General features: G+C 70.5%; 5 protein-coding genes. 4 read left to right on the forward strand and 1 reads right to left on the reverse strand.

Annotation, left to right across the window (positions count from 1 at the left end):
* Positions 1 to 30: 30 nt before the first annotated feature.
* On the reverse strand, positions 31 to 6522 hold the full coding sequence (locus J7656_RS14585; RefSeq protein WP_211553692.1) for a malectin domain-containing carbohydrate-binding protein: 6492 nt from the start codon (positions 6520 to 6522) through the stop codon (positions 31 to 33).
* A gap of 702 nt (positions 6523 to 7224) precedes the next feature.
* On the opposite strand from J7656_RS14585, the gene J7656_RS14590 reads away from it, so the two are divergent.
* From J7656_RS14590 to J7656_RS14605, 4 genes are all read left to right on the forward strand, one after another.
* Positions 7225 to 9663, forward strand: a complete 2439-nt coding sequence (locus J7656_RS14590) for a type II/IV secretion system ATPase subunit (protein ID WP_211554590.1) — start codon at positions 7225 to 7227, stop codon at positions 9661 to 9663.
* Positions 9660 to 11672 carry a type II secretion system F family protein gene (locus tag J7656_RS14595; protein WP_211553693.1) on the forward strand — a complete coding sequence of 671 codons (2013 nt, stop codon included), beginning with the start codon at positions 9660 to 9662 and terminating at the stop codon, positions 11670 to 11672. The genes J7656_RS14590 and J7656_RS14595 overlap by 4 nt, the downstream gene beginning before the upstream one ends.
* A 95-nt stretch (positions 11673 to 11767) precedes the next feature.
* On the forward strand, positions 11768 to 12442 hold the full coding sequence (locus J7656_RS14600; RefSeq protein ID WP_211553694.1) for a hypothetical protein: 675 nt from the start codon (positions 11768 to 11770) through the stop codon (positions 12440 to 12442).
* A gap of 376 nt (positions 12443 to 12818) precedes the next feature.
* Positions 12819 to 13511: a CRISPR-associated protein Cas4 gene (locus J7656_RS14605; protein WP_017342039.1), complete on the forward strand. Its 693-nt coding sequence runs from the start codon at positions 12819 to 12821 to the stop codon at positions 13509 to 13511.
* Positions 13512 to 13552: the final 41 nt, after the last annotated feature.

A 13552-nucleotide genomic window follows, 5' to 3' on the forward strand; every position in this document is an offset into this window, starting at 1 on the left:
ACCGCTGCGGTCGGGCATCTGTCGGGTCACCTACTCGGTGGTCCCCTCCGATTCCACGATCTCGATGGCTCTGACCTCGGGATTGTCCGCGGCACCCTGGTCGAAGACCACCGAAAGCGTGCCGTCGCCGTCGTCGGTGACGGTGACGTTCTTCATCGTCCCCGTCGCGTGGCCGACGTCGGCCACAGGGTCGTAGTTCGTCAGGACCTGCTGGCCCTCGACGGAGGCGTTGAACTGGCGGTCTCCGGGATCGCTCGCGCCGTCGAACGAGTTCCCGAGGTAGAGTCGGACCTCGACCTGCTGGCCGGCGTCGACGGAGAACTCCCACGTGGAGGTCCCGTAGCGCTCGCAGTCCCACACCCCGTCGGGCGTGGAGTCGGGGACCGTCCCGTCGGGAGTGAGATCGGCGCCTTGGCAGTAGTTGCCGGCGTCCGACGAGGCGACCGACACGAGGTACGACGAACTCGTGTCCGCGACGCCGGTCCAGTCGGGACCGTCGTCGGTGGCGGCGATCGTCTCGCTCTCTCCCGCGTTCACGCGGTGTAGCACCTGCGCGGGCTGCGGGTCGGGAGCCGCCTCGACGGTCACTTGGAACGACTCGGACGCGGAGCCGCCGTTCCCGTCGTCGGCCGTCATCTCGACCGCGTACGTGCCCGCGTCACCCGACTCAGGGGCGATCGTCAGATCGCCGTTCGAGAGGCTGACGAAGGCCGGGGCGCTCACCGACAGCGACACCGCGTCGCCGTCAGGGTCGGCAGTCTCGACCGGGACGGTCGTCGAGTTCCCCTCGGTGACCGTCTGATTCGCGACGGCGTCGATCGTCGGCGGGGCGTTCGCGGTGTTGTCGCCGCCGTCGCTTCCGTCACCGCCGTCGACCGGTTCGATCTCGATGGCCGACACCTTCGCGTTGTCCTCGACGGTGCTGAACTCGAGGTTCAGTTCGCCGTCGGTGACGTCGGCGGTGAACGTCTCCTGGATCGCCGCGTGCTCGCCGCCGGCCTCCGCGTAGATGTCGTACTCGTCGAGGACCTGCTGGCCCTCGATAGAGACGTTGAACAGGCGGTCGCCCGCGCCGCCGTCGTTCGCCACGCCCTGGTAGAGCTCGGCGAAGTACAGCGTCACTTCGTAGGTGCCGTCGTCGAGCGGCACGTCGTAGCTAAAGTCGCCGTACCGCTCGGTGTGGTACAGCTCGTTGTCGTCGGTGTTCGCGATCTCGGGGTCCACGGGCGTTCCCGCGTTCCCGGTCGCGAACGCCGTGCCGCCGTCGAAGTCGGCGTCCGCCTGGAACTCCGTGCCGTCGGCGGCCGCGTAGGCGTCGCCGCCCGCGTTCACGGCGAAGCTGGTAGCGCCGTCGGCAGGTTCGTCGTCGCCGGCGCTCTCCTCGTACTTCAGGACAACCACGTTCGAGCCGAGACCGGTGACGGACCCGGGCTCGCCGTCGGTCGCCACGAAGTAGTTGTAGCCGCCGACCGCGGTCGTGTTGAGCAGCGTGACGGGCACCTCAGCCTCGCCGTTCGAGTCGAGCGTGACCGTCTGGTAGTCGACGTTCTCGACCTTGTTGCCCTCGTAGGGCTCGACGTCGTAGCCGGGCGTGCCGTCGTAGTCGGGCACGGTGTCGAGTTCGAGTTCGCTCTCGGCGTGTAGCAGCGTGACCGTCTCACCGGGCTCGCCGGTGACCGTCACGGTCTGGCCGGCCTCGCTCACGGTGGCCGCGCTGTGGTGGTCGCGAAGCGCACCGTCGTCGAGGTCGACGTTCTGCACGCCGATACTCGGTGCCGACGCGACCGACTCGTCGAGCGTCGCCTGTGCGCCGCCCGCGCTGCCGTCGCCGAACAGCTGGCTCTCTTGCGCGCTTCCGTCGGCGTACTCGACGCCCACGGTCGAACGCGCGAGTTCGAGACCGGAGACCGGACCGGCCTCTTGCGAGGTCATGGTCGCGGCCTTGATGCTCGTCGGGTCGTTGTCGACCGAGAACGACACCGACTCGCCGGGCTCGAAGTCGGTGAACTCGACGGTCATCACGTCGTAGCCGTCGGAGCCGTTCGCGCCGTTGTGCGGCTGACTGAACACGTCGTCGGCGGTGCTGACGACGCCGGTGCCGTCGCCCGACTGCGAGTCGATATTCAGCCCCTTCGCCGCCGTATCGCCCGCGGTCCCGTCGGGATCGAACACCATGTCGGGCATCGCCGACTCCGAGAGGTCGAAGGTCACCGACGAGATCGCCTGGTCGCCAGTGTTCTCCACGGTGAACGAGCCCTCGCTGTAGGTACTCGCCTCGGTGTCGCTGTCGGGCGTGACGCTCACGGACGCGGCGCCGGGGTCGGTCGCGGGCTCGCTGACCGCGACGGTCTCGGTTGCCGCGTCGGCGGCGCCATCGTCGTCGGTGACGGTGAGTTCGACGTCGTAGTCGCCCGCGGCGTCGAACGCGGTGGCCGCCTGCGCGCCGGTCGCGTCGACGTCCCCGTCGCCGTCGAAGTCCCACTCGTAGCTCGCGATCGAGCCGTCGTCGCTGGACCCGGACGCGTCGAAGCTCACCTGCTGACCCGCTTCCGGAGCGTCGGGAGAGACGGTGAACGACGCGGTCGGCGGGCCGTTGGCGTCGCCGACCGGGGTCACCGTCGCCCAGTAGTTGATGAGCTGTTGGATCTCGGAGTCACCGATCGTCTCGCCGCCGGTGTCGGGGACCTCGCTGTCGGTCGCCCACCAGTTGATCGCCTGCTGGATCTCCGCGTCCTCGATCAGCGAGTCGTCTTCGCCGCCCGTCGCGACCGCTTCCGCGACGGTCATCGTGTCGTCGGCCGGCGGCTCGTCTGCGACCGGCTGAACCGTGACGTTCACCTCGTCGGTGTCGCTGTCCTGCCCGTCGGAGACGCTCAGCTGGAATCCGATCATCGATTCGGTGTCGACCTTGGGCGCGGTGAACGTCGCCGTCTCACCGTCGCTCTGGCTCAGACCGGCGTCCGGACCCGCGGTCTGGGTCCACGTGTAGCCGAGCTGATCGCCGTTCGGGTCGTCGGATCCGGACCCGTCGAGCGTGACCTCCTGGCCCTCGTCGACCGTCTGGTCGGCGCCCGCGTCGGCGACGGGCGGCTCGTTCTCGGGCGGGGTCACGTAGTCGACACCGATGTCAGTCCACGTCGCGTCGAAGGTCGAGCCCGCGCCGTTCGACGTCGAGATGACGCCCACAGCGAGCCCGGTTCCGTCGGACGTGTCGAGCCAAGAAGCCGGGATCGCGGCCGTCCCGACATCGGTCGTCTCGCCGTCGACTTCGTACTCGGCGGTGAGGGCGACCTCGTCCTCGCCGTTGTCCGGCAGCGGATCGGTCGTCGGATCGACCGTCAGCCGAAGCGTCGTGTCAGCGCCGGTGACGTTGGCGTCGCTCACGACGTCCGGCGAGGTCTGGTGGGTGAACGAGTCGCCCTCCTCCTGCGCGAACTCGACGCCGCCGTTGCCGCCGTCGGCCACGACAGCGAGCTTCGCGTAGTCGGACTGGTCGCCGGTGCCGACGTAGATCCCGGCGGACTGGTAGTTCTCGGGGTTCGCCGGGAAGGAGGCGACCGTCGACTCGACCGTGAACGGCTCCGTCGGCGGGTCGACCCCGAACTGGAACGCGTACTGCTGCGTGTTCGTGTCCGCGTAGGCGTCGCCCTGAGGGACGTCCTCGACCGTCAGGACCTCTGCCGCGCCGCCGACCGTCATCTGCGTCGGGTCGTAGAGCGCCTGGTAGTCTGTACCGTTCGTCATCACCCCGGTCCAGCCCTGCCCGTTCTCGCCGAACAGGCTCAGTTCCGAGAGGTCGTGCTGGACGGGGAGCGTCGTGTCGAGCCCGTTGTTCGGATCGACCGCGAACGGGTCCTCCGTGTCGTTGAGCCCGTCGTTGTCGTCGTCGGGGTCGTTTAGGTTCGACGTGCCGTCGCCGTCGAAGTCCGCCGGCGTCGACGCAGAGGAACACGGATCGGTGCCCGCGTCGATCTCGTCGGCGTTGTCGTAGCCGTCGCCGTCCTCGTCGAGGGCGGGGTCGTCGGCGCCGGTACACGTGGCGCCTCCCCCGCCGTCGCCGGCCTCGGTCCCGTAGTCGACCGGTTCGAGCACGGTGACGCCGTTTCCGCCGATGTCGGCCGTCCAAATCGTCCCGGCGAACTCGTCGTCGTCGCCCTGGGCGGTGATGCCGAGCGGACCGGCGGTGTTCGCGATCGTCTCGACGCTCTTGACGGTCGACCCGTCCTCGGTCAGTTCCACGCGCTCGACGTCGCCGCCGAGCTCGACCTGTAGGAGGTCGCCGTCCATGGCGCCCCCGAAGTTTGAGGCGGTGTACTGCGCCGTCCCGCCGGTCGGGCCGAACAGGACCTTGTCGCCGTCCTCGAACTCCATCGTGTTCGCACTCCCGGCCGGAGCGCCCGGATCGGGCGACCCGCTCGTCGGCGGGACGTAGTCCGCCTCCTGGGGATCGACCATGCTCGCCGGGACCGGGGAGTTCGACGCGTTGATGTCGAACACCATCTCCCCGTTCGAGTCGTAGATGTCCGCGCCGGTCGGGTTCGCCCGGACGGGCGCGGGATGGCCGCCGTAGTCGCCCTCGTCGACCTTCACGAGCTGGTCAGATGTCGTGTAGCTCCCGTCCTCGTTGGGGTGGTTCGTCACCGCCGCGGCGTCGGCGGTGGTGTCGCCGTTCGCGTCCGCGGGCTGGCCGCCCCAGCCGCCGTTCGGACCGTGGTCCGCGGCGTACACCTGACCGCTCTCCGCGACGACCAAGTCGTACGGATTGCGGTAGCCGGCCGAGTAGATCTGGACCGGCCCTCCCTCGATGAGCTTCGCCTGGTTGATCCCGTCGTTCCCGCCGAACGGCAGGTCGTCACCGTCCGTCGAGTCGTCGTTCTGGATCGTCGGGATCCCGTAGTAGAAGTCGAGGGTCGGATAGTCGTCGTCGTAGTCGTTGAGGTTCTTCGGCTGGTGTTCGTCCGCGATCTGCGCGAGGTCGATCTCGAGGATCGCAGCCGAAAGCGCGTACTCGGGCGTGTGCCCGAAGTTGTTGCTCGGCGCGCCCTTGTTCGTGTGGCCACCCACCGCGAGGTAGAGCGTCTCCTCGTCGGCGGAGAGGTCCATCCCGTTGGGGGAGTGGTTCTCCTCGGAGCGCGGCAGTCCGAGCACCAGCACCTCGTGGTCGACCTCGCTCTGCTGGAGCGTCCCGTCGCTCCCCGGCGAGATCGTCAGTCGGGAGATCGCGCCGGAGCTCGTGTCCTTGGTGTCGTCGTCATCGCCGACATCGATCTGTGCGTCGCTCGAGGAGACGTAGATAACCGGTTCAGCGGCGGTACCGCCGGCTGTGATTCCGGTTATTTGCCGTTTAGTCCGGTTCACGTCGTGGTTCCCGAAGTCGTCGTGGTTCGGGATGTCTTTGATCGCGTCGATCTGGACCTCGTTGACGACCTCGTAGCTGTTCTCGCCGGTCCGGGTGACGTCGAGCGCGTACACCGTACCGCCCTGCGTCGAGACGTAGGCGCGACCGCCCGGGCCGAAGTCGATGGCCGTCGGGTTGCCGGCGCTAAAGCCCTCGAGCGTGCTTTTCTGGAAGCTCGGGTCGGCCGCACTCGCCCCCTCGCCGGAGAGGTCGACCGAGAGCGGCGAGTTGCTTCCCGAGTGCTCGATATCGAGCGTCGCGGACGATTCCTGCGCGGCCGTCGGCGCGAACGTCACCGGGACATCCGCGGACTCGCCGGGCGAGAGCGTCGTCTTCGACGCCGTGCCCGCTGAGAACGCGCCGTCGCCGGAGGCGGAGACGCTGTCGATCGTGATGTTGGCGTCGCCGTCGCCGCCGAGGTTCGTCAGCGTGACCGACTCCGTCTCGGAGTCGTCGACGAGCACGTCGCCGAAGTCGACCTGCGACGGTCCCTCGAGCGTGTTCGGCTCGGGCGCGGACTCGACGATCTCGATGGCGGAGATCTTCGCGTTGTCTTCGACAGTCGAGAGGTCGATGTCGATCTGACCGTCCGCCGGCGTCACCGCGAACGACTTCATCACGCCCGTCGCGGGGCCGACGTCGGCGTAGATGTCGTAGCCGTCCAGGACCGTTTCGTCCTCCACGGCGACGTCGAAGACCCGGTCCCCCGTTCCGCCGCCGGGATTCCCGGCGTCGACGCCGTGGAATATCTCGGCGAAGTACAGCCGGACCTCGTACGTCTGGCCGCTCTGGACGTTCTCCGAGAAGGTCCACTGCTGGTCGCCGTACAGCTCGGACTGGAACATCGACGTCGGGGTCGACGCCGGGACGCTCGCGTCCGTCGAGACGCTCACTGTATCTGCGTAGGTGTCCCCTCCGGAGACGTACGTCCCGTCGCTGGCGGCCCACTCGGGACCGCCGTCGGTCGCGGCGACGGGCGAGTCGCCCGCATTCACGCGGTGAACGACGTCGCCGGGGGCCGCGGCGGCCCCCCCGGAGATCGCGGCCGTCCCCGCGATCATCGACGTCACCATTACCACCGCGAACAGTACCGCGAACACCTGTTCCCTGCCCGCGCGGGTCATCCTCGCGGGCCTCCCGTCCGATTGATAGTGTTTGTTGCCATAGATGTGTTACCGCTTCTGACCCCCGTGGAAACGCACTCCCGCCGATGGGCCGAGAGTCGCTACAGCAGGACGTTCATTAAGTAAAAACAGAATAACCAGAATGAGCACCAGTTGGGGGCTCCTAACAGACACTTCAGATCGGTCCGTTCTATTCGCCTGTAAATCCGGAAAACGTCGGTTTAGGCCCTGTTATCTCTTTGTGGGCGAATCCGCTGAGCCATCCGATATCGCGTGTTTGGGTTTTACATGCACATAATCAACATATTATTCTTCGGACAGAATCCCACAATATTCCGTACACATCCGGCCGCGTAGTCGGTAGAAACCTTTCAGGGACATCCTGAGAGATGGTAAGTGACCCGTACCGATCCGACTGCGACGAAGGCCGACCGAGGAGGGGTCGGACCCTCTCCCACGTCCGCTTCGTGACACACGGACGGTGACGACCGGGATCGGAGGAGAGGCGGCCAGAGTACGGGCTCGATCGACCGGCGGCTCCGTCGTCCAACGTTTTTCGAAGTTGAAACTACACATCAGATATGATATAAATTCTTAAATCGGGGAGGCGGTCACCCGCGAACGACCGACGATACCGATGTGGACGCTACGACCGATACCCGCGGCGCCGACGAGGGCGCCGCCCCTGCGAGGAGCCGAACCGTGACCGACGGCGCGACCCTCCGGATCGTCGACGAGCCCGACGACGACCCGGGCGGCGCGGTCCCCGCGCCGGTGCCACCGGGCGACCCCGAGGCGTGGTACGCGCCGGACGTCCGGGCGCAGTACGAGGCGGCGCCGGGCGTGGTGGCGACCGTCCGCGAGCGCGACGGCGGGCGGTTCGGCTACGACGTCCGCGAGCCGCCGCTGTCGCCCGCCGACGAGGACGCGCTCGACCGCGTCCGCGACCGCTTCTCCGCGGTGCGGCACCGCCGCCCGCTCACCCGGGTCGGCGTCGTCGAGCGCGCCGAGCGGGGGTTCGAGCCGAAGTACGCGACGGCGATCGACCGGCTGGTCGACGCGACCGCGGCCGCCCGGCGTCGGATCGACTACCACGCGCTGCGGGAGTTCCGGCTGCTCGGCGAGCTCACCCCGGTCGCCCTCGACGACCGGATCGAGGTCGCGGACGTGGGCGACGACCGCGAGCTGGTGGTCCACACCGAGACGTTCGCGCCGCTGGAGACCGGGATCGACGCCGACGCCGACTACGTCGAGCGCGTGGCCGCCGAGCGGCTCGCGCAGTACGCCGTCGAGTTCGCCGGCATCGCGGTCGAGGTGGTCGTCTACCGCGAGCGGCTGCTCGGCTCCGACGCGTTCGAGACGAAGTACGCCGTGCTGGAGCCGGACCTCCTCCCGGGCGACGAGGAACTCATCGAGGAGTGTAAATCACGGATCTGGGAGACGACCGTGAGCGACGTGATCGAGGACCGCGAGTCGTTCGTCGCCGCCCGCGCCCGGCGGTTCCTCTCGCGGCGGCTCACCGCGCGCAACACCCGCGCGTGGCTCGACGCCGCGCTCCACCGGGCCCGGGCCGCGCTGGCGGACCGCGGGCTCGCCGCGCCCCCGGTCGATTCGCGGTTCGCCCGCGACCGCCTCGACGACCTCGCGTACTACGTCCTTCGCGACTTCGTCGGCGAGGGAATCTTGACGATCCCGATCCGCGATCCACACTTAGAGGACGTGGAGGCGAACCGCGTCGGCGAGCGCGTGAAGGTCGTCCCGCGCGCCTCGGTGCTTTCGGGGGCGGCGGGCGAAACGAGCGAGGCGGGCAATGGCGGCGCGCCGGCGGGCAACGGCGGCGCGCCGGCGGGCGACGGCGACGCCCCTGAGGCCGGCGAGCGCGTCCCGACGAATCTCGCGTTCGAAGAGGAGACGACGTTCGTCGACGTCGTCACGGGGATCGCCGCCCGCGACGGCACGGAGCTGAACGCCTCGACGCCCTCCGCGAAGGTGAACCTCGAACTCGACGGGGTACCCCAGACGATCCGCTGTGCGGTGGCGCTGCCCGTCATCTCCGAGGGCGGCCCGCACGTCTCGATCCGGAAGCAGCGCGCGGACGCGCTCACGCCGGTCGACCTGATCGAGCGCGGCACGCTGTCGGTCGAACTGGTCACGCTCTTGTGGCTGTTGTACGAACACCGCGGCGTCGTCCTCTTCGCGGGGCCGACCGGGGTGGGGAAGACGACCCTCCTGAACGCCCACGCCCCGTTCATTCCCTTCGACGCCCGCCCGGTCTCCGTCGACGAGGGCTCGCGCGAGGTCCGGCTCCCCCACGAGACGGGCGTCTCGCTCACCACCCGCGATCACGAGGACGCCTACAAGTCCGTGGGGATGGCGGAGCTGATGACTGAAGCCAACTACCTCAACCCCGACGTGGAGGTGATCGCCGAGATCAACACCCCCGAGAGCTTCGAGACCTTCGCGGAGAGCCTGAGTACGGGTCACGGCGTGATCGGCACGACGCACGCGGAGGACGTCGAGGCCCTCGCCAACCGCCTGCGCGAGCGGGACCTGCCCGCCCGGCTGCTCCGCGAGGTCGACCTCGTGGTCTTCCCCCGGCAGGTCGACGGCGAGCGGTACGTCTCCCGGGCGATCGAACCGCTCTCCGAGGCCGCGTACGACGGCCTCGACCCGGAGGCGAAACGGAGCCCGACCGGCGACCCGAAGCGCGGCGGCGCGGGCGTCGTCGAGGCCGGCGGCGAGTCGGTCCGCTTCAACACGGTCGCTTGGCGCGACGGCGACGGGGCGTTCCGGTTCCCCGGCGCGCCGGGCGGCGACGCGGACGAAGGAGTGTCGAGGGCGGGCGCGGCCGGATCGGGCAGCGCCTCGGGCGACGGTCGCGCCGGCCCGCGGTTCCGCGTCTTCGACCGGATCGCGAACCGGACCGACCGCGACCGCGAGGCGGTCGCCGCCGAGTTCGAATCGAAGCGGCGGTACGTGGAGTACCTCGTGCGCGACGGCGTCGACGACCCCGAGGCGCTGTTCGAGTTCCTCGCCGACCTGCGCACCGACGAGGCGGCGACCGTCGAGCGCGCCGCACGGACGATGGACCGCGACGGCGACGGGGACCGGGAGGACTCGTCCGAACGGGGGCGGCCGTGAGCCGGGGAGGGACGACCGGCACGGTCGCCGGGAACCGTGACACTGAGAACAGATCCGCGGACGACGCGCTCGTGACGGGCGGCCGGCTGGCGATCCTCGACCGCGTCTGCTACGCGCTCTTCGCGCGCCACGCGAGCGACCGGCGACACGACGCCGACCGGAAGCGGTACCGCGGGACCGCGCTCGACACCGGGTTCGAGACGTACCTCGCGCGGGCGTACGGCCTCTCGTGGGTCGTCGCGGCCGCCGCCTTCTTCCCCGCGCTGATCGTCGCGACGGGCGCCGCGCCGGCGGTCGCGGCCGCGGTCGATGCGCGGTTCGGCGCGGCACTGCTCTCGGCCGGGTCGACCGCGGCGCCCGCGCCGACGCCGGACTCCGTGGGGCCGCTCCGGACGGCCCACGCCGCGCTGCTCGTCGCGGTCGCGGTCGCGCTCCTCGCGAAGCGCGCGACCGTGGCGGCCGCCGGCCTCGGCCTCCGCTGGGTCGCCGCGACGCGGCGGACGGACATCGAGCGCACGCTCCCGGGGGCAGTGCGGTACCTCGACCTGCTCTCCTCGGGGAGCGACGGGCCGCGGGCGATGCTGCGGAAGGCGGCCGACGGCGACGCGTACGGCGGCACCGCCACCTCGCTGCGGAAGGCGCTCAACGCGGCCCGGCTCGCGGGCAGCCTCGACGAGGGGCTCCGGCGCGTGGCGCGAGACACGCCCTCGCGGGAGCTGCTCGCGCCCTTCCTCCTGAAGTTCCGGAAGCGCGCCGCGGCCGGGGACGAGGCGCTCTCCGAGTTCCTCGCGACCGAGCGCCGGATGTTATCGCACCGGCAGGACCGCGCCCGGAAGCGCGCGCGGCGGTTCCTCGAACTGCTCACGGAGCTGTTCGTCGCCGTGCTGGTGTTGCCGGCGCTCGTCGTCATCGGCGCGACCGCGCTGTCGGTCGTGATCCCGGAGCTGCTCCCGCCCGTCGACACGCCGGTCGGCGTGGTGCCGACCCGAGCGGTGGTGCTGTACGGCGCGGTCGGGTTCCTCGTCGCCTTCGGCCTCGCGGCCGCGGTCGCGGTCGGCACGCTCCGACCGCCGAGCCAGCGCGCGAGCTACGAGCTTCCGTCGAGCCCGCGGGCGGTTCTCGCGACGGCCGGGCGTAACCCCGCAAGCACGGCGGTCGTCGCCGCGATCCCGGCCGTCGCGCTCGCGGCGTGGCTCGCGCTCGCGGGCTACACGCTCGTCAACGTCGTCCTCGTCGGGTACGCCGCCTTCGCGGTGCCGGTGGGGCTGGTCGCAGCGCGGCGCACCCGGATCGACGACGCGAAGGACCGCGAGCTGGCCGACTTCGTCCACGCCGTCTCGGGGCACGTCGCGCAGGGGCGCCCGCTCGAAGCCGCGGTCGCGGCGGTCGCGCGCGACGCCGATCTCGGCGTCCTCGACGACGACGTGGCCGACCTCGCGTTCGCGCTGCGGTCGACGACGGCGCCCGAGGGAGCGGCCGGGGATGGGTCCGGCTCCGCGGCGGAATCGGGCGCGGTCGACGTCCGCGCGGTCGCCATCGAGCGGTTCGTCGACCGGGTCGACACCCCGCTGGCGGCGCGGACGCTCGGGCTCGTCACGGGCGCGCTCGACGCCGGGAGCGACGCCGACGCCGTCTTCGAGACGCTCCGGATCGAGGTCGGGCGGCTGTACAGCGAGCAGCGCGCGCTCCGCTCGTCGATGCAGCCGTACATCGCGGTCGGCTGGGCCGCGGCGGTCCTCGTCGCCGGCGTCGTCGCGGTCGTGAACACGCAGGTGGTCGACGCCGCGCGGCTCGCCGAGATCGCGGCCGCGTCGGACGCGGTGACGGAGCCGGAGGGCGTGTATCCGGAACTGGAGCGCTTCCGGCTGTACGTCGTCACGCAGGCGACCGTGCTGGCGTCCGGGTGGTTCGCCGGCACGGCGGCGCGGGGGCGGTACGCCGCGCTGCTCCACTCGGGCGCGCTGGTCGCGTGCTGTTACGTGGTGTTCACCGTGGGCGGGCTGGTCTGAGGCCGCTCGGAGGCCGAGCGAGCGACGCGCCACCGCCCGAGCGGACACGGTTCCGACGCGAGCCTTTTCTGCCGTGCCCGCGTAGAACCGCTCCCATGGACGAGAAGACCGCCGAACTCCGCGACCTGTTCGTCGACGCCACCGGCTCGGAGACGGTCACCGAACGCCAGGAGGCGGAGCGGGGGACCCTCGTCGACCGCGACGACGCCAGCGAGGAGCTCCGCGACCTCGTCGCCGCGATGCGCGAGCGGTACGGCTTCTCGACGCCGCTCGACGACGCCGCCTACGCGCTGGTCGCCCGCGGCCGCTTCGAGAGCGAGGACGACGCACCGATCGCGGCCGCGGTCCGCGACGCGCTCGCCGAGCGGGAGGAGGATGACGGCGAAATAGACCCCGACGAAATCGACGCCGAGACCATCCGAAAGGCACGCCTCGACCTCCACCTCGTGCGCGAGTCGGACCGGGAGGTCGACGCGCCCGACGGCGACTCCGATCCCGCGTTCGAGTACGCCGACCTGAAGCGACTCACCGCGGCCGGGAACTCCATCGTCGAGTGCGCCGAAGAGTTGGACGCACAACCCGATGTCGTCGCCCGGTACGCCGCCGTCGCGCGGACGGACATCGCCTCCACCCGGGCGAACGACCGCTTCCGCGACGCGTTCCGGGACCTCCTCACCGACGCGGACATTGAGGGGTCGCTCGCGAGCGACGCCCGCGAGGACGGCCTCCGCGAAGCGACCGAGGACATCGAGACGGACGTTTCTTTATAAGTAGCAGCAGAGGCGGGGATGAGCGGTTCCGAAGCCCCAACCGCTCGGTTATAAATGACTGACTTCGAATCGACGGCGAACACCTCCAAAGCCCCAGCCGCGAGGCGGGCGCACACTCGCTGTGCTCCTCGGTCGCTCGTTTCACTCGCTCCCTGCGGTGCTTACTTCGTCTGCGCCCGCCTCGCGGCTGCCCCTTTGAGTCCCGCCCCGCACCGCAACCGCACCTCACACCTCCCCAGCCTCGTCGGTGGTCCTCCGCTTCGCTCCGGACCACCGACTCCCTCGCGCGTGCGACTCGCGGCCGCCGAGGGCGGCCGCTCGTCGGCACGCGCCACCGCAGTTCTATTTATAAACAAAGCCGCGGCCAGCCTGACGCGTGACCCTCGTTCCGTTCAGCGACCTGGCCCGCGCGGCGTACTGTCCCCGGCAACTCTACTACGTCCGGCGTGACGACGAGCGGAGCGTCCCGCCGAAGGCGCGCGAACGCATCGACCTCGCGTTCCGATACGGTGAGCTGGTCGACGCGTCGAACCGGACGCTCCGGGAGCTGCCGCTCCACCGATCGCCGGCAGCCTACCGTCGGAATCTGGACCGGCTGCGCGAGCGCGAGGAGTACGAGCGTCTCGTCGACCCCGCGAGCGAGCGCGGCTTCCTCTCGGGCAAGGACTGTCACGGGACTGTTCACAAGGTGCTGGAAGCGGACGAGGGGGCGACCGATGCGGACGACGAGGGTGCCGCGCCGCCCGTCCCGACCCTCGTCTCGTCGGGCGAGCCGCCGGAGCAGGGCGTGTGGGAGCCGCAGGCGGTGCGCGCGGTCGGGCTCGCGAAGGCGCTGGCGTGGGAGCGCGAGCGCGAGATCGAGCGCGCGCTGGTCGAGTACCCCGCGGTCGGGGTCGTGCGCGAGGTCCGACTGACGGTGCGGAAGAAGGCGGCGTATCGAAAGGCGCTCCGCGCGGTGCGGTCGATCGACGGCCCCCCGCCGCGCGTCGACGACGACCGGTGTAACGCCTGCGACTACGCCGCGGAGTGCGGCACCCGGCGGCGGTCGCTGCGGTCGCTGCTTGGGTGAGGCGGGTGCGGTGGCGCGGCGCGGTCGTCTCGAACGCCGCG

It is taken from the genome of Halorubrum ruber (assembly GCF_018228765.1).
Taxonomy (GTDB): Archaea; Halobacteriota; Halobacteria; order Halobacteriales; family Haloferacaceae; genus Halorubrum; species Halorubrum ruber.

What these genes read in the sequence shown, in the direction of transcription:
- J7656_RS14585 (WP_211553692.1), bottom strand. Translation starts at nt 6,522, where the DNA reads ATGACCCGCGCGGGCAGGGAACAGGTGTTCGCGGTACTGTTCGCGGTG.
- J7656_RS14600 (WP_211553694.1), top strand. Translation starts at nt 11,768, where the DNA reads ATGGACGAGAAGACCGCCGAACTCCGCGACCTGTTCGTCGACGCCACC.